Below are 18,311 nucleotides of genomic sequence, written 5' to 3'. Positions count from 1 at the left end.
CTCTAAATTGAAAAAGCCGTGGGATGTTTGGCATCACCACGGCTTATCATCAAACTCACGCGATTATTTCTGCCCGTTACTCAGATTAAGCCACCGGGCGGGCCACCACATTGCGGGTTTCCATGCGAACTTCTGCAATACGAACCTCAATTTTGTCGCTCTGGCTGTAAACCGTCTCACCTTTAATCTGCACGGTGCCGGTCTCCTGACTGCACACCATCTCATCACGAACCGCATGAATAAATGGCGCGGGGATAAAGGCCACTGCGCCGTTATCCAGCAAGCGCACCCGCAGGCCACCACGGGTCACATCAATGATCTCCGCAGGGAAGCGAGTATCAGTACCCGCCTGAGGTTGCAGATAGCGGGCATATAGCCAATCACCGACATCACGTTCCGCCATCCGATTCAGCCGGCGGCGCTCAGCCAATTGCACGGTTATCTCATCTTGCGGCTTCTCTGCTTGCTGGCCGGTAATAATGGCTTTCAGCAGGCGGTGGTTGACCATATCGCCATATTTACGAATAGGTGAGGTCCAGGTGGCGTAAGCCTCCAGCCCCAAACCAAAGTGTGGGCCGGGAGTGGTGCTGATTTCGGCATAGGTCTGGAAGCGGCGAATACGGCTGTCGAGGAACTGGGTTGGCAGCGCATCAAGATGGCGGCGCAACTCACAAAAGCCCGGCAGGGTCAGCAGCGCCTGTGGGTCAGCTGCAACCCCATTGGCTTGCAACACAGCCGCCGCTTGCTCAACCAGCGCCGGATCAAAACCGGTATGTACGTTATAAATACCAAAACCAAGATTATCACGCAGTGCAATGGCGGCACAGACGTTGGCGGCAATCATGCACTCTTCCACAATGCGGTTAGCGATGCGGCGATGTTCAACGATGATATCCAGCACTTCGCCTTTCTCACCTAGCAGGAAGCGGTAGTCTGGGCGGTCTTTGAACACCAGCGCGTGTGCCTGACGCCAATGGCTGCGGGCTTCACAAACCTGTTTAAGCAGGGTGATTTGCTGTGCTATCTCTGGGTTTTGCGGCTGCCAGTTACCTTGCCCCTCCAGCCAGTCAGAGACTTCGTCATAAACCAGTTTGGCTTTAGATTCGACCCAAGCGGTAGAGAAGTGAATATCGTCACCCAAAGCACCGTCAGCGGCGATAGTGACACGACACACCAGCACCGGACGGCGCTCATTTGGCCGCAGTGAGCAGAGATTGTCGGACAAATCCCGTGGCAGCATGGGGATGTTAAAGCCCGGCAGATAGTTGGTAAACGCCCGTTTACGGGCGATTAAATCCAACTCACTGTTTTCATCGACATAAGCGGTAGGATCGGCAATGGCAATGGTCAACAACAGGGAACCGTCACCTTTGTCTTCCACATAGAGCGCATCATCCATATCTTCGGTACTGGCGCTGTCGATAGTAACAAAATTGAGCGCGGTAAGATCTTCACGTTGCAGATCAATATCATGCAGGGAGGATCCCACCATCACTGGGGCTTCACGCTCCAGATTATGACGGGCCAATGTGACCCACCAAGGCACGAAGTGGTCTTCGCCATGGGTAATAAAGGCGGTCAGATCTGCATGAAAAGCACGATCACCTTTTAATGGATGGCGGCGCATTTCAGCCACTGCCCAATCACCGCTCTGGAAGTCATGGGGCAATTCAGTGGCAGAACGGCACTGAATCGCATCACGCAGCAGTGGGTGGTCAGGAACGATAGAGAGGCGGTCATCTTTTCGTTGTACGCGGCCGACAAAGCGGGATAAAAATGGCTCAACCAATGTTTCTGGCTCAACAATTTCGCGATCTTTATCGGTGTGCAGGGTGGCAATAATCCGGTCACCATGCATCACTTTCTTCATCTGCGGCGGCGGAATAAAATAACTTTTCTGTCCGTCTACCTCAAGAAAGCCAAAGCCTTTCTCAGTACCTTTCACTACGCCTTCAACGCGCGGGGTCTGAGTGTGAAGTTGCTGTTTTAGCTGCGCCAGCAGCGGGTTATCTTGAAACATAGCGTCCAGTGAATGCGGTAGTGAGTGGGTTTAATCCGGCTGACAGTTTTACGCGAATCAGCCTCATCGGGCAAGCGAGATATCACGTTGCAAGGAAATTCCCAGTTAAATTCATGGGCCTATCCGTACCCCATCATTGCTGGCCCTGCCAAACCAAAAGGGGATATGTATCAATGTTCCGGATAAACTTTCTCTTTATACTCACATAAATCCTCAATGAGGCACGAACCGCAGCGGGGCTTACGGGCAATGCAGGTATAGCGACCATGGAGAATCAGCCAGTGGTGGCAATCGAGCTTAAATTCAGCGGGCACCACTTTGAGCAATTTGGTTTCCACCTGATCAACATTGCTACCGGGGGCAAAACCGGTGCGGTTACAGACCCGAAATATATGGGTATCTACCGCGATGGTCGGCCAGCCAAAGGCCGTATTCAGCACCACATTGGCAGTTTTCCGGCCTACACCGGGCAGGGCTTCCAGTGCTGCGCGATCCTCAGGCACCTCGCCGTGATGCTTCTCCAGCAAGATACGGCAGGTTTTAATCACATTTTCAGCTTTAGTGTTAAACAGACCTATAGTTTTAATGTATGACTTCAGGCCATCAACCCCAAGATCCAGTATCGCTTGTGGGGTATTGGCCACCGAATAGAGTTTGGCGGTGGCTTTATTGACACTGACGTCGGTTGCCTGTGCTGAAAGCAGCACCGAAATGAGCAACTCAAAAGGGGTGGTATAGACCAACTCGGTGGTGGGATGCGGGTCGTTGTCCCGCAGACGGGTCAAAATGGCGACACGTTTCTCTCTATTCATAGGGCTTTCTCTGCCGCGATATCCTGATCTTGTGGCGCTGTCGCCAGAGCACTGGCTTTGCGCGCTTTTATTTTCTCATCAATGACGTACTTACCGGCTAGCAACAATCCTAAGCCAATAAAGGCACCCGGTGGTAGCATGGCCAGCAGGAACGGGCTATCTAAATGCATCACTTCAATGCGCAGCACTTTTGCCCAGCTACCCAGCAGCATATCGGCACCATCAAATAGGGTGCCGTTACCCAAAATTTCACGTAGTGAACCCAGCACGAAGAGCGCGCAGGTTGCCCCTAGCCCCATCGCCAGGCCATCCAGCGCCGATAATCCCACCGGATTTTTGGCGGCATACGCCTCCGCGCGACCAATCACGATGCAGTTGGTCACAATAAGCGGGATGAATATCCCTAGCGATTGATATAAGCCAAAGGCATAGGCGTTAATCAGCATTTGCACGGTACTGACCACCGAAGCGATGATCATCACGTAGATAGGAATGCGGATCTCATTCGGCACCCAGCGGCGCAGCGCCGATACTGCGGTATTGGTGCACACCAACACCAGGGTGGTGGCTAGCCCCAAACCGAGGGCATTGGTGGCGGTAGAGGACACCGCCAACAGTGGGCAGAGGCCCAGTAGCTGCACCAATGCCGAGTTGTTTTTCCATAGCCCTTGGGCTAACAGATTTTTAGCTTCACTCATTGACTCTCTCCGCAGACCGGCAAGCTATCAAGCTTGTTGGGCAGGGTTTCCAAATAGAGCGCGGTGTTTTTCACCGCCCGAACCACCGCTCTGGGGGTGATAGTGGCACCGGTAAACTGATCGAAATCACCGCCATCTTTTTTCACCGCCCAGCGCTTATCTTGCTCACCATCAAGGTGTTTGCCGCTGAAATGGCTAATCCAATCAGAGATACGGATATCAATTTTATCACCGAGGCCCGGTGTTTCGTGATGTTCAACCACGCGGCTGCCCAAAACATTACCCTGAAAATCGGCACCCACCAATAATTGGATGGCACCAGAATAGCCATCTGGCGCGGTAGTCTCAATGGCGGCGGCAACCGGTTTCTCTCCCTTGCGCGCCAGATAGAGGCGGTGAGGGGCCATATTGCCCAGCGCAGGATCAGTGACAACGTAACATTCACCCTGCATGTCATTGTCGTAGTTTTCAGCCGGAACCACCTGATCTAGCAGCGCTTTTTGTTGCAAAGCTGCCTGATGGGCGATGGTGGTCTCGGTCAATGCATTAACCACCGCCGTCAATCCGGTGGCCCCAGCGGCAAACAGGGCCAGCGTGATACCGTGACGCTTCATTGTTTTTAGCATAATCGGCCCTATTTATTGATGCGGCTGCGTTTATCGGAGCGATGGTGGCCATAAACCCGTGGCTGGGTATAGTGGTCAATTAGTGGCACAGTAATATTGGCGAGTAGCACCGCAAAGGCGACACCGTCAGGATAGCCGCCATAAACCCGGATTAACCACACTAAAATACCAATTAATGCACCGAAAATCAGGCGACCACGGGGGGTGGTGGAGGCACTGACCGGATCGGTGGCAATAAAGAAAGCGCCTAACATGGTCGCACCAGAAAACAGATGTAACATTGGTGAGGCGAAACTTTGCGGGGCGATCATCCAGCTAATGGCGGCACAACCGACCAATGCCAGCAGGAAGCTCACGGGAATGTGCCAGTGAATGGCTCTGCGCCATAACAGTAACAAGCCACCCGCCAGAAAACCGAGATTAACCCATTGCCAGCCCACGCCGGCTAAGGCTCCGCCAAAGATGGGCTGTTGCAGTATTTGCCCGGCGGGTTGGGAGCGCAAGGCGGTTTTGAAGCTATCCAGTGGCGTGGCCTGACTGACGCCATCAAAACCAATCTGCAATTGATGAATATCTGCGCCACTGTGGGTATAACCGGTGAAAATGGTCAAAAAGCTGTCATAAAATCCGACCGGCGTGCCCTGTAGCGGCAATGGTGGCAGCCAACTGGTCATTTGCACCGGGAATGAAATCAGCAGAACCACATAGCCGACCATCGCCGGGTTAAATGGGTTTTGCCCCAGACCACCATAAAGCTGTTTGGCGATGACGATAGCAAATAGGGTGCCCAAAACAATCATCCACCAGGGAGCCAACGGCGGCAGACTTATCCCTAATAGTAAGCCGGTCAGCAGGGCAGAGTTATCTTGCAGGCGGATCAGCACCGGTTGTTTACGTAACTGCAAAACTGCCCCTTCAGCTAATAGGGCAGTGATCATGGCTAATGCCACCTGTATCAAACTGCCATAACCAAAGAAGTAGGTCTGGGCGAGGATGCCGGGAATAGAGGCCAGAATCACCAGTAGCATGATGCTGCGCGTGCTGCGCTGGTTATGGGTAAAAGGGGAACTGGCGATCTGCAACCCTCTGTTCTGGGTCGGTGTTACTGGCCTGAATTTCATGAAATGGCAACCATATGTCGAATACTTAACTGGGCTCTTAAATGCAGGCACCGTGCGAGCAAGCGACTCTTGCGGGCATCGATACACTTAGCCGTCATCGGGGATAATAGTGCTGCGCATTCTACCCTATTCAAGCGGCGTGTAATACGCCTTAATTATAGGGTTATTATTCATCCAGTACGATAATATTAACGCCCAAAATGTTCTCATTAATAACGCTAATTTAAAGATTTAACTTGCAATTTATATCGCGATAGTAACAAGGATATAGCGACTGGCACGGATTGATAGCTGAGGTGGTAATTAGTGATTTGTATCAAAAAGATAACTTGATGCCGTTGTTTTAATAGGAGTTTTTATCCATCAATTCATGGGTAACCAATTGTAAATTAACGATTTGTTAACGTGTTGATTTAGAGTTGAGAAAAGCATTGGCATAATGATAGATTAATGTAGTATGCATTATAATTATATATTTAAAGAATAATGAAATGATAAACGAAGACATATTGTTTATAGAAGAGTTAATTGAGTGGATTGAAATCAATTTAGAAAAGAGACCCACATTGGACGATGTGGCGAAGATTTCAGGATATTCAAAATGGCATCTGCAACGAAAATTTAAAAGTATTGTGGGGTTACAATTAGCCTCCTATATCCGTGGGCGCGTACTGACCCGCGCTGCGGTTGCGTTGCGCATATCTCGGCGGCCAATCATTGAGATCTCCGATGAGCTAGGTTTTGACTCACAACAGACCTTCACCCGCACATTTAAGAAGCGTTTTGGTATCACGCCGAATAGTTTTCGCCAAATGGCACATTGGGATGTGCAGGGGATGATCCCCCGTTTTGGTTTCTATGAGAATTATACGCCAGAAATCAAGCGGATATCTTTACCAGAACGACAGCTGGTAGGCTTTACACGGCGGTTGGATTTTGATGAGCGCAACCATTGTAGCGGTCAACACTCATCTTGTATGGCGATGAAAGATGAAATTTTGCTCGATTTCTTTAAGGAAGTTAACTTCTCTTGCCAGCGAGTCTACTCCCTGTTCTCTGCCGATGAGTGTCAGCAAGGTCAGAACAGTGTGCACTATTCGACGGCGATTGATAAAGAGAAACGCCATGAAATTCAGGGGCATCGCGAAATAGATCATATTTCAATTCCTGCAGGCGAATTTTTGTCGATATCCCATCAAGGCAGCGCCAAAGAGTGCGTGAAGTTCTCAATTTATCTGTTTAATGACGTCTTACCCAAACTGCGTGAAGAGTTTGGCCGAGGTGTGGAAATGGAGGTTATTGAGGTTGATAGTTGCCATGCTGAATCGAAAATGCGCGATATTTCATGCAATTACAACTATCTTATGTCAGTGAGCTGACACTCTTTATCTGTTAACGCGCCTTAATCGGAGTTAACAGTTTGCGCCGCTTTTTTGGCTTTCACTCTGGCAATGGCGGCGGCAACTGCGGCCTTGCGTGGGTCCTGTTCAACTGCGGCAGTTTCAAGCTGCTCGACCACCGGCGATTGCTCTGCCTGTGCGGCTTTTTTGGCCTTCACTCTGGCAATGGCGGCGGCAACTGCGGCCTTGCGCGGGTCCTGTTCAACTGCGGCAGTTTCAAGCCGCTCGACCACTGGCGATTGCTCTGCCTGCGCGGCTTTTTTGGCCTTCACTCTGGCAATAGCGGCGGCAACTGCGGCCTGTCGTGGATCAACGCCCTCTGCTGGCGTGGCAGCCTCGACGGCTAGCTGTTTCTCCGCCTGACGCGCTCTAGCCTCGGCTTTACGGGCCTCACGGGCGGCGATCATCGCGCTGTTATCCGGCGTTTGCCCGGCGGTGACCTTGATAACTGAATCTGCGCTCTCCGGTTGTCGGGCGAGACGGTTAACGGCAGCCTCAACGGTCTGCTGGTCAGTAGCGGTCAATTTGACCGCCGCTTGCTGATGGCGCAACTCACGGGCCAACTTTTCCCGCGCCAGACGGGCTTGTTTGGCCTCGAAACGGGCTTTGGCTTCAGCCGCGCGCGCACTCTCAATATCGAGGGCGCGTATTTCAGCTTTTTCCTGGCGGTAATACTGCACCAGCGGAATATTGCTCGGGCAGACATAGGCGCAGGCACCACACTCAATACAATCAAATAAATTATGATTGCGCGCCTTCTCATGCTCTTCACCACGGCTGAACCAGTAGAGTTGCTGCGGCAATAAGCCGGCTGGGCAGGCGTCGACACATAAACCACAGCGAATGCAGGATTGCTCCGCTTCTGATAGCCCCATCTCCGCTTCTGCGGGGGCTAAAATGCAGTTACTGATCTTAACGATCGGCACCTCTAAACTGGGCAGGGTGAAGCCCATTAATGGCCCGCCCATAATCACCATTGGCTGGCTCTGTGGCTGAAACCCCGCCAACTTCAGCAAATGCAGCACTGGCGTGCCGATTCTGGCCCAGAAATTCCCTGGTTTTGATAGTGCATCGCCAGTTAATGTCACCACCCGCTCGATTAACGGCTGATCGTCAATAATGGCTCGTTTGATAGCCACCACGGTACCGACGTTTTGCATTAACACGCCGATGGATGAGGAGTGCTTACCGCAGGGGACCTCTTGACCGGTCAGCAGCTTGGTGAGCTGCTTGGCCCCACCGGAGGGATACTTGGTGGGCACCACCCGCAACTGAATATCATCGTGGCCGAGCAGGGCCTGTTGCAGTGCCTCAATGGCTTGCGGCTTATTGTCTTCAATGCCAATCAACACCTGCTGAGGTTGCAGCAAGTGGATTAAAATCTCGATGCCAGTGATCACTTCATCGGCATGATCTTGCATTAACCTATCATCGGCAGTGATATAAGGTTCACATTCGGCGGCGTTGATAATCAATGTGGTGACGCTATTTAAGCCACCCTGCAATTTACTGGCGGTTGGGAAACCCGCGCCGCCTAAACCGGCAATCCCCGCCTGATGAATGCGATCCAGCAGGCTGTTTTTGTCCCGCAGATGGTAATCACTCCACGGCTGCTGTTGACGCCAGCGGTCTTCGCCATCGGGGGTAATATGTACGCACAACTCTGCCAGACCGGATGGATGGGCGGTGGTATGGGGTGCTATTGCGGTGATGGTTCCGGAGGTCGATGCATGTACTGGCACGGTGCGGCCGCGGCCAACAGTTAGTGGCTGGCCCTTTAACACCTGTTCACCGGCCTCAACACACAATTCACCTTCCGGTCCAAGATGTTGCTGCAACGGAATGATCATCTGATCAGGCAAAGAGGCAACCCGCATCGGCACGGTGCTGGATTGCAACTTCATTTCTGGGGGATGAATACCGCCGTCAAAATCCCAAATATTGTCGCGTTGGCGGGCAGTAAACAGCTTAAACATCTTGCTCCACACTTATCATTTTCACCGGAATCATTTGCGAGGCAACTAATTGAGCCGGAAGATTTTTCACCGGGATGGTGTTCAGGTCCCACTTCCAGTTGGCGGTGGTGGTAGCCACCGGGATCATCTCAATACAGTCGGTCGGGCAAGGGGCGACGCAAAGGTCACAGCCGGTACAGAGATCCGGCAACACGGTATGCATGGCACGGGTTGCGCCGACGATGGCATCGACTGGGCACGCCTGAATGCATTTGGTGCAACCAATACAGTTGGCCTCATCAATAAACGCCACTTTACGCTGCGGATGGGCTGCCGCTTCATCGCCATCCAGCGGTTGTGGCTCCACCGCCAGCAACTCCGCCAGCTTGAGCATCACTTGCTCGCCACCGGGGGCGCATTTATTGATTTTTTCGCCATTGCTGGAGACCGCTTCGGCATAAGGGCGACAACCTGGGTAGCCGCATTGCCCGCACTGGCTTTGTGGCAAGATGGCTTCCACTTGCTCAACCACCGGATCACTCTCAACCTGAAAACGGCGGGCAGCAAAACCCAGCACGGCACCTGAAATCAGCGCCAATGTACTTAATGCACCAATGGCAATCCATAACGACATCATTAGAACTTCACCAATCCGGTAAAGCCCATAAAGGCCAGTGACATTAGCCCTGCGGTAATCAGGGCGATGGAGGAGCCACGGAAGGGCGCAGGAACGTCGGCCACCGCCAGCCGTTCACGAATAGCTGCGAACAGCACCATCACCAGAGAAAAACCGGCCGCCGCACTGAAGCCATAAACCGCCGACTGCATGAAATTGTGAGATTGATTCACGTTGAGCAAAGCGACACCTAACACCGCACAGTTGGTGGTGATCAGGGGCAAAAAGATACCCAGCAGGCGATAAAGTGCCGGACTGGTTTTGCGTACCACCAATTCAGTGAATTGCACCACAACAGCGATAACTAAAATGAATGAGAGGGTCCGCAAATAGACCAAACCTAGGGGCAGCAGGATAAAGCTGTTGACCATCCAGGCGCAAACCGAGGCCAGTGTCAGGACAAAAGTGGTGGCCAGCCCCATACCGATGGCGGTCTCCAGTTTTTTGGAGACACCCATAAACGGGCACAGGCCAAGAAACTTGACCAGAACAAAGTTGTTTACCAACACAGTACCGACGAACAGGAGCAGGTATTCAGTCATTGCGGAACCTAAAAAAATAAAAGCCGCCTATTATCCAAAATTGGCGGCCTAACGACAACAGATGAAGTGCAGGGTTATTGCGATTTTAGGAGGGAAATGTGCTTAATTCCCTTAATCCTCGGTAAAAGTATGCTTCACCCGTTGGGATCGCTTGATGTAAGGCACGAAAATTGCCGCCGCTAATAGGGGCCACCCTAAGGTACGTAACGCCATATCGTCGCTGATGGGTGAGAAAGCGAAGGCTTTTAGCGCCAATAATACCGTGATGAGTAGCCAGAGAATGAACCATTTCACCAGGCGCCGGGAGCGGCTACAAAACAGCCAAATCACCCAGAGCGTATAAACCCACATCAAAACAGTGGTGATGACGGAGAAGTACCACTGCAAGGTAAACGCCTGCGAGTTGATCACCAGATACTCTCTCGACGCTGGCGTAAAAATGGCCATGGCATACAGCGCCAACATCAAGGTGGCACTCAGTAGGGTCACAATAAGATAGGCCAATGGAGCCAATAACCAGCCCCCGATACGTTGATATTCCTGCGGTTGAGACATGCCAAGCCTTTTTTATCTACTGATAAAAAGTGATGACAATCCACAAGTCATCACCTCAATTAATGTATCTAGCTTAACCCGTAAATGTGCCCTTCGTCATCTATATCGATATGGCAATACCCAGGTTGAGCGCCCAGACCAGGCATGGTCATAATGTTACCGGCATAGATGCGGACAAATCCGGCACCGGCTGACAGTGCACAGGTGGTGATTGGCAGCACAAAATCATGTGGCGCCCCCTTTAGGCTGGCATCGGCGCTAATCGACAGCGGTGTTTTAGCTATGCACAGGGGTAAATGAGCAAAACCGGCGGCGCTTATCTCATCTAACTGTTGCCGGGCCTGCGGGGTCATGGTCACCTCCCGCGCGCCATAGCCTTGGGCCAAAATATGCAGTTTTTGTTCCAACGAGGCGCTATCAGGGTAGGGCAACCGCGGCTTAGTTGCCTGTTCGCAGGCCTTGATAACTTGTTGGGACAGCGCCAGTGTTCCGGCTCCCCCCTCGGCAAAAGCATCACTGTATTCACAGGCCAGTGCGCCAGCCGACAGCGCATAGTCCGCTAGCAGTGTCAGCTCTGTGGCGCTATCGTCAGGAAAACGGTTGACCGCCACCACCACCGGTAAGCCGTAGCTTTTGGCGTTATTAATGTGCCACTTAAGATTGGCGCAGCCGGCATTCAGCAGCGGAATATTCTCGCGGAGGATCGCGGCAGGTAGCGGCTGACCCGGTTTGATATCAAAAGCACCGCTATTGGCTTTCAGGCTGCGCACGGTTGCCACCAACACCACACAGGCGGGGGCGATACCTGATTGGCGGTATTTGATGTTAAAGAATTTCTCCATCCCCATATCTGAACCGAAACCCGCTTCTGTCACCACATAATCGGCTAATTGCAACCCTAAACGGTCAGCCAGCACTGAAGAGTTTCCGTGCGCGATATTGGCAAATGGCCCGGCGTGGATCAGCACCGGTGTCTGTTCGCTGGTTTGCATCAGTGTCGGGTGGATAGTCTCTTTCATGAGTGCGGTCATGGCACCGGCGACGCCCAGATTATCAGCAGTAATCGGCTGGCCGGTGATTGAGTGAGCCAAAATAATGCGCCCAATACGCTGGCGCAGTTCTTGCAAATTCTCTGATAATGCCAAAATAGCCATCAATTCAGATGCTGCGGTTATCTCCACATGATCAGCCCGCTCAACCCCATTGGTGCCACCGCCGATAGCTACCCGAATATGCCGCAGCGCCCGATCGTTATGATCAACCACGCGTGGCCAGAGGATCTGCTGTGGATCAATATTCAGCAATGGCATACCGGTTTGTTGGCTAAAGTACTGGCCCAGGCGCTGCTCATGATACAACCGCGCATCCAGTGCGGCAGCGGCCAGATTATGCGCGGCGCTAATCGCATGGATATCGCCAGTCAGGTGCAGGTTCAGTTTCTCCATCGGCATCACTTGTGAAGCGCCGCCGCCCGCTGCACCGCCTTTAACACCAAAAACCGGGCCAAGACTGGGTTGACGGATACAGGCGACACTGCGATAACCTAACCGATTGATCCCCTGACTTAACCCAATTGTCGTGACGGTTTTACCTTCCCCCAATGGCGTGGGCGTAATACTGGAGACCAAAATCAGCTTACCTTGTGGGGCTTGCGGTCGTAATGCACGGATATCGACTTTCGCCATATGATGACCATAAGGGATGAGGTGATCCGCCGACAGACCCAATTGCTGCGCTATCTGTTGGATCGGTAGCAAGCGGGTGTCATGGTCCAAATCAGGAGTCGGGAAATCAGCAATAGGGGATAGCTCATCGGCAGTAGCGGGTATTGTCGGTATCATGGCGAGAAAAAGTCCTGTTATCAGTGATAAAACGGCGGCAACCAACCACTATGGCTATAAATCACCGCAAAATTATCACATAAAAAGATCCGTAATTGGCGATATAAATCAATAAATGTGAAGTGACTCAGCGCAAATAGTGCGTTGGCTCTAGGCTATGATGCTTAATAGCGAAATATTAATATATAGATTTAATGTTATTACTTTGCGTATTTCTGATATGAATTGAATGTTTCTTTTAATCTGTAAGCAAGATTTTTTTAATTATTAAATATTACACACTCTTACTTAATGCAGATTGTATATAAAACCCCCTCTATGATACCTGCGTTATATATTATTTGACGGGTCCGATATTTATTTTCAGTGGCCGACGTCTCTAAACATTTAGGTGGTAATGTAATTTATGGAAAACCATGTTCACTCCTCACTAGTCTGCGCTGCACGGCTACTCCGTTTAGCGGGGTTGAATTCGCAAACTGCTGAGGATTTTGGTCAGAATACGGCAATAGATCGTTCGACGATGGTCACGCTTGCTTTATTGCAGCGATATTTGTCGCAATTTTCAAGTGCCACAACGGCGCGTTTCAAAGTAAAAAAACAGCAATTAAGTAAAATTAAACCTGAACAGTTGCCCCTTGCATTTCGTGATATGCAAGGCAACTTTATTTTACTGGCGCGGTTTAATGAGAAGCAAGTCTTGCTGCAATATGCCGACAGTAATAAGCCGGAAATTATTACATATCAAGAGCTTGCTGATATGTGGAGTGGGGTGGTGATCTATTGTAGCCATTCGCGCTTTAATATCCGTTGGTTTATTCCTGTTTTACTCCAGCATCAAAAATCGCTGATCCAAGTGCTGGTGTTATCCATGTTGTTACAGTTCCTGGCATTAATTTCGCCGCTGTTCTTTCAGGTCATCATGGATAAAGTGCTGGTGCATAATGCACTAACAACATTAGATGTATTAATCATTACACTACTGGTGGTTGGGGTATATGAAGTCGTATTAAAATTCCTGCGTGAATATATTTTCACCCATACCACGACCCGTGTTGATATTTTATTAGGCGGTAAGTTATTTAAGCATTTAATCAAGTTGCCATTAAGCTATTTTAAGCAGCGCCATGTCGGGAATATTGTCGCCAGAGTGCGGGAGTTAGATAATATTCGTGAATTTATCACCGGTTCAGCTTTGACGTTATGTGTGGATGTGGTTTTTACTCTCATATTGTTTGTCGTTATGTGGTGCATTTCTCCCTTATTGACATCAATCATACTGGGCGCACTGCCGCTTTATCTGCTATTAGCGGCTCTCACCACCCGGCCATTGCAAAAGAGAGTGGAAGTGTTGTGCGGTTGCGCAGCACAAAATGGTGCTTTTTTAACCGAGTCGGTCGCTGGTGTTGAAACTGTAAAAAGTTTGGCACTAGAGCCACAAATGCAGCAACGCTGGGAGACGCAAACCCGTGACTATGCACAAGCCAATTTTCAGGTGCAAAACCTGCAAAATCTCAGCAGCCAGACGGCGCAGTTATTGCAAAAGCTGGCCGGTGCGGTGGTGATCGTGGTTGGCGCGTACCAGGTGATGTCTGTTCAGCTCAGTATTGGGCAATTGATCGCCTTTAACATGTTGGCGGTACAGGCATTAATGCCGATGAGCAAGTTGGTTGATCTGTGGCAACAGAGCATCCGGGCGCAAGTCGGACTGATGCTGATATCAGATATTTTAAGCTTACCGGTGGAGCAGGCCACCGGTGCCGCCCCCGCTGACCGCCATATTCGCGGTGACATCTCGCTGCAAAATGTGCTTTTCCGCTATCGCCCCGATTTAGACCCGGTACTGCGTAATTTCTCACTCTCTCTGCGGGCGGGGGAGCATATTGGGTTGGTGGGGCCATCCGGTTCGGGCAAAAGTACTGTGGCCCGACTACTGCAACGGCTCTATATCGCGGAACAAGGGGTCATCAGTTTTGATGGATACCCGATAGGCAATTTCTCCCCCGAATATTTGCGGCGGCAAGTGGGTGTCGTCATGCAGGAGAGCTATCTGTTCAATCGCACCGTGCGTGAAAACATTGCTCATTCACGACCCACCGCGTCGCTAAGTGAGGTGGTGGAAGCTGCATCTCTGGCGGGGGCGCACACCTTTATTCTGGCGCTGCCATTAGGTTACGACACAGTGCTGTCGGAGGGGGGATCATCCCTCTCTGGTGGGCAACGCCAGCGGATTGCCATTGCCCGCACACTGCTCGCCAACCCCCGAATTCTGATTTTCGATGAGGCCACCAGCGCACTGGATGATGAGTCGCAAGCTGAAGTGCAGAAAAATATGGCACGCATTATTGCCAATCGGACAGTTATCACTATTGCGCATCGGCTTTCGACTGTGCGGCATTGCCATCGTATTGGCGTAATCACCCAAGGCCAGATTACTGAGTTGGCTAACCATGACGAACTGCTGGCGCGTAATGGCGTCTATGCCCGACTGTGGCAGCAACAGGCTGATTTTAGCCATGAGGAATCAAAATGAAGTTGATGCAATTTTTGGCTAAATCGCCACTGATTAAGGCAATAAAACGCCGCTGGCAACACTATTTTCCGGCTGATCGCCACCGTGATGAGTATGATTTTCTCCCGGCATATCTGGATATCGTGGAACGCCCCGTTGCCCCACTGGCACGGCGCACGGCATGGTTTCTGGTGCTAACACTGCTGCTGGTCTTGATCTGGTCGATTGTCGGGAAACTCGATATTCACGCCTCAGCCAATGGCAAAGTGATTGTTTCTGAACACTCGAAAGTGATCCAGCCATTAGAGCCTGGCGTGGTGGCCGCCATCAATGTTCGCGATGGCGACAGAGTTGACGCGGGTCAGGTATTGATTGAGCTAAACCCAATTGGTATTGATGCGGAGCTGGGCAATATCAATAAGCAATTAATGCATCGTTTGCTAGAGGCTGCGCGAATGGTTGCACTGCTGAGCGATGATCCGCAAACACACTTCGTCTCGCCCCCTGATACCCCTCAAGAGTTGCGCATGATGACTCAGGCGCTGTTATTGAAAGAGCATGATGAGGTCAATGCCGAGCTATCCCGTATGGAGAGCGAACAATCCGTGAATCAAGCCCATATACAGGCAGGCATTGCCAACATCGCCAACCAAAAAGTATTGATGAAAAACATCCATCAGCGGTTACAGGCACTGCGAACCTTAGCTAAATCCAAATCAATTGCGGAAGTCGAGTTATTGGTCCAGGAGCGCGAATGGCTAAATGCCACCGCAGAAGCCAGCCGTTTTCAGAGTGAGCAAACCATTTTAGAAGCGAAAACGCTCAACCTGACCCAAACCCGCTTGCACTATTTGGCTGAAAAAAAACGGAGCTATCAGGAGCGCTTAAATAAGGCCCATGAGGTTATCAACCAACTAGAGCAGGAGCAGATTAAGTTAATGGAAAAACAGCGCCAACAAAGCTTACGCGCACCGGTGGCGGGGATTATCCAACAGTTGGCGGTTCACACCCTGGGCGGCGTGGTGACGGCTGCTCAGCCGTTGATGGTGTTAGTACCGGAAAACCACCCGCTAGAGCTGGACGTCATGGTCCTCAATAAAGACGTGGGTTTTGTGTTACCGGGGCAGGCGGTGGAGGTGAAGATCGACAGTTTCCCCTACACCCGATTTGGCACACTCTCTGGCGAAGTCAAACATGTCTCCCGTGATGCCATGGAGGACCAACAACTGGGGCTGGTGTTTCCTGCGCGCATCCGCTTGGATAGCGATACCTTAATGGTAGAGGGGAAACCGGTGCGGCTATCTGCGGGGATGGCGGTCAGCGTAGAGATTAAAACCGGCCAGCGGCGGGTTATCGACTACCTACTCAGCCCGCTGCAAGAGTACCAATCAGAAGCAATGAGGGAGCGTTGATATGACGAATTCAACCTCAACTGAGCTTATTCAGCCACTGGCGGCATTAGCCCGTGCTGCGGCCTGTTTTGATCTGGCTGTCGAGCCATCACAATTAGCCCATCAACTGGGATTAACACCGGATAAAATAGATAACATCGCGCTGTGCCGCTGCGCTGGCTGGATTGGTTTACGCGCCAGAAAGGTGTATCAACAGCTTGAACGGGTGGGCAATTTGGCGCTGCCTATCCTGTTCAGTGATGGCCCGCAGTGGTATGTGTTGCTGGCTCTCAATGAGCAGGGGGCGGTTATCTATTGTGCGGCCAATGGTCAACAGCAGCAAGTCAGCCAGCAGGAGCTTGCCAGCTTGTGGTCTGGTGAGGCTATCTTACTGGCGAAAGCCGAGCGACAGGAGCAGAAGAAAACCGCGTTTGGTTTTGGCTGGTTTATTCCGGTGATTGCCAAATATCGTCACCAATTGCGCAACATTATTTTGGTGTCGTTGCTGCTACAGGGCATTTTGCTGGTAACACCGATGCTGTTTGAAACCGTGATCGACAAAGTGTTGGTGAGTCGGGGCGTCGGCAGCCTGATGGTGTTGGGTAGTGCCATGATTGCGCTGGCAATTGCCGAGCCATGCTACACCTTCTTGCGCGGTTGGCTATTCTCCCATCTCTCCAGCCGTGTGGGTGCAGAACTCAACACCCGCCTTTATCGCCACTTATTGGGATTACCGCTGGGTTACTTTGGTGCGCAACAAACCGGGCAAACCATCGCCAAAGTCCGCGAAATGGAGCAAATTCGCAGCTTTTTAACCGGTTCGGCATTGACCATGTTGCTGGATCTCGTTTTTGTCAGCACATTTATTGCGGTGATGTTTTGCTACAGCAGCCAACTGACCTGGATAGTGTTGTTCTCACTGGTGTGCTACCTGCTATTTTGGTGGGCGGTGGGTGGCGTATTACGTAAGCGGGTTGAACGTCAATATGAAGCCAGTGCACAGAATACTTCGTTTTTGACGGAGGCCATCAGCGGGCTGGAGACCATCAAAACCTCGGCGACAGAACGTCAGTTTAATCGAGGATGGCGGCAATCATTAGCTGGCTATGTCCGGGCGTCGTTTGCCTGCGCACGCACGGCAAATATTGCTGAGCAAGGTATCATGCTCATCAATAAAGTCACCTCTGCTATCTTGCTGTGGTATGGGGTGAAGCTGGTTTTGGTGGGTGATCTCAGCCCTGGTCAATTTATCGCGTTTACTATGTTTTCAGGTTACGTGACCCAACCTATCTTGCGTCTGGCGCAGATATGGCAAGATTTCCAGCACACACAAGTGGCCCTGAAACGGATTGGCACTATTCTGGATTGCCCGACCGAGCCGGGAAGTGCGGGGTTGTCGTCAGGGAGTGAGCGGACAGGGAGTTTGGCCTTTAAACAGGTACGCTTTCGCTATCGCCCCGACACCGCCGAAGTGTTGCAAAATCTCAATCTGGAGATTGCCGGTGGCGAGTTTATCGGCATTACCGGGCCATCCGGCTGCGGGAAATCCACCTTGACTAAACTGCTACAGCGGCTCTATATCCCCCAGCACGGACAGATCCTGGTGGATGGGCAGGATTTGGCCATTACTGATGCCACCACGTTACGCCGCCAAATGAGTGTGGTTTTGCAAGATAGCGTGTTGTTCTCCGGCACCATTAGGGACAACATTTGCCAGTGCCGACCGGATGCGGATGAGACTCAGGTGGAGCATATTGCCCGCCAGGCGGGGGCGCATGATTTTATTATGTCGCTACCGCAGGGCTATCAAACGCAAGTTGGGGAGAGGGGCTGTATGTTGTCGGGTGGGCAGCGGCAGCGGGTGGCACTGGCAAGGGCGCTGATGGCTGATCCTAAGATTCTGATCCTTGATGAGGCCACTAGTGCGCTGGATTATGAGTCGGAGGCCGCCATTATGCGCCAGTTGCCGGAGATCATCCGTAATCGCACGGTTATCTGTATCGCCCATCGGCTGAACACACTGCGTCAATGTCACCGCATTTTGGTGATAAAAGATGGGCAAGTACTGGAGCAAGGCAACCATCAGGCGTTGGTGGAGCAGGCGGGGGTTTATGCCCGCTTGTGGCGGTTGCAAACCGGGTGATTACTCTGGTCACTCAGGG

General features: G+C 51.5%; 14 protein-coding genes. 4 read left to right on the top strand and 10 right to left on the bottom strand.

Translation table 11 applies throughout. The annotated features are described in order from the left end of the window. Positions 1-85: 85 nt before the first annotated feature. From AACW11_RS01295 to rsxD, 5 genes are all read right to left on the bottom strand, one after another. A complete protein-coding gene (locus AACW11_RS01295) occupies positions 86-2,020 on the bottom strand; it encodes an exoribonuclease II (RefSeq protein ID WP_212585633.1) in 1,935 nt (644 codons plus the stop codon). Positions 2,021-2,190: 170 nt separating this feature from the next. Then, complete coding sequence (nth, locus tag AACW11_RS01290) at positions 2,191-2,832, bottom strand: endonuclease III (protein WP_212585632.1); 642 nt, start codon at positions 2,830-2,832, stop codon at positions 2,191-2,193. After that, on the bottom strand, positions 2,829-3,530 hold the full coding sequence (locus AACW11_RS01285; protein ID WP_032898929.1) for an electron transport complex subunit E: 702 nt from the start codon (positions 3,528-3,530) through the stop codon (positions 2,829-2,831). Before AACW11_RS01285 ends, nth begins: the two co-directional genes overlap by 4 nt. After that, positions 3,527-4,156, bottom strand: coding sequence for an electron transport complex subunit RsxG (gene rsxG, locus AACW11_RS01280; protein ID WP_212585631.1), 630 nt, complete (start codon positions 4,154-4,156; stop codon positions 3,527-3,529). The genes AACW11_RS01285 and rsxG overlap by 4 nt, the downstream gene beginning before the upstream one ends. A gap of 8 nt (positions 4,157-4,164) precedes the next feature. Beyond that, positions 4,165-5,277 carry an electron transport complex subunit RsxD gene (gene rsxD / locus AACW11_RS01275; protein ID WP_212585630.1) on the bottom strand — a complete coding sequence of 371 codons (1,113 nt, stop codon included), beginning with the start codon at positions 5,275-5,277 and terminating at the stop codon, positions 4,165-4,167. A gap of 491 nt (positions 5,278-5,768) precedes the next feature. On the opposite strand from rsxD, the gene AACW11_RS01270 reads away from it, so the two are divergent. Then, a complete protein-coding gene (locus AACW11_RS01270; protein ID WP_212585629.1) occupies positions 5,769-6,656 on the top strand; it encodes a helix-turn-helix domain-containing protein in 888 nt (295 codons plus the stop codon). Between the two features lie 23 nt (positions 6,657-6,679). On the opposite strand, the gene rsxC is transcribed toward AACW11_RS01270, so the two are convergent. The 5 genes from rsxC to AACW11_RS01245 all read right to left on the bottom strand — a co-directional run bounded on the left by rsxC (position 6,680) and on the right by AACW11_RS01245 (position 12,246). Then, positions 6,680-8,653: an electron transport complex subunit RsxC gene (gene rsxC / locus AACW11_RS01265; RefSeq protein ID WP_212585628.1), complete on the bottom strand. Its 1,974-nt coding sequence runs from the start codon at positions 8,651-8,653 to the stop codon at positions 6,680-6,682. Then, positions 8,646-9,269 carry an electron transport complex subunit RsxB gene (gene rsxB, locus AACW11_RS01260; RefSeq protein WP_212585627.1) on the bottom strand — a complete coding sequence of 208 codons (624 nt, stop codon included), beginning with the start codon at positions 9,267-9,269 and terminating at the stop codon, positions 8,646-8,648. Before rsxB ends, rsxC begins: the two co-directional genes overlap by 8 nt. Next, on the bottom strand, positions 9,269-9,850 hold the full coding sequence (gene rsxA, locus AACW11_RS01255; RefSeq protein WP_032817551.1) for an electron transport complex subunit RsxA: 582 nt from the start codon (positions 9,848-9,850) through the stop codon (positions 9,269-9,271). Before rsxA ends, rsxB begins: the two co-directional genes overlap by 1 nt. A 111-nt stretch (positions 9,851-9,961) precedes the next feature. Beyond that, the gene (locus AACW11_RS01250; protein WP_212585626.1) at positions 9,962-10,405 is read right to left on the bottom strand and encodes a DUF2569 domain-containing protein; all 444 of its coding nucleotides are present in this window, start codon (positions 10,403-10,405) and stop codon (positions 9,962-9,964) included. 68 nt (positions 10,406-10,473) lie between these two features. Then, on the bottom strand, positions 10,474-12,246 hold the full coding sequence (locus AACW11_RS01245) for a formate--tetrahydrofolate ligase (RefSeq protein ID WP_212585625.1): 1,773 nt from the start codon (positions 12,244-12,246) through the stop codon (positions 10,474-10,476). Between the two features lie 406 nt (positions 12,247-12,652). Between AACW11_RS01245 and AACW11_RS01240 the strand changes: the two genes are divergently transcribed. Genes AACW11_RS01240 through AACW11_RS01230 form a run of 3 tightly spaced genes read left to right on the top strand, consistent with a single transcriptional unit; the run spans position 12,653 to position 18,292 of the window. Further along, positions 12,653-14,779, top strand: coding sequence for a peptidase domain-containing ABC transporter (locus tag AACW11_RS01240; protein ID WP_212585624.1), 2,127 nt, complete (start codon positions 12,653-12,655; stop codon positions 14,777-14,779). Further along, positions 14,776-16,170, top strand: a complete 1,395-nt coding sequence (locus tag AACW11_RS01235) for an HlyD family type I secretion periplasmic adaptor subunit (protein WP_212585623.1) — start codon at positions 14,776-14,778, stop codon at positions 16,168-16,170. The genes AACW11_RS01240 and AACW11_RS01235 overlap by 4 nt, the downstream gene beginning before the upstream one ends. Before the next feature lies 1 nt (position 16,171). After that, complete coding sequence (locus AACW11_RS01230) at positions 16,172-18,292, top strand: type I secretion system permease/ATPase (RefSeq protein WP_212585622.1); 2,121 nt, start codon at positions 16,172-16,174, stop codon at positions 18,290-18,292. Positions 18,293-18,311 lie beyond the last annotated feature (19 nt).

This window comes from Yersinia sp. Marseille-Q3913 (genome assembly GCF_963892745.1).
GTDB lineage: Bacteria > Pseudomonadota > Gammaproteobacteria > Enterobacterales > Enterobacteriaceae > Yersinia > Yersinia bercovieri.
Note: the sequence above shows the minus strand (reverse complement) of the source record. Positions and strands in the feature narration are given on the sequence as shown.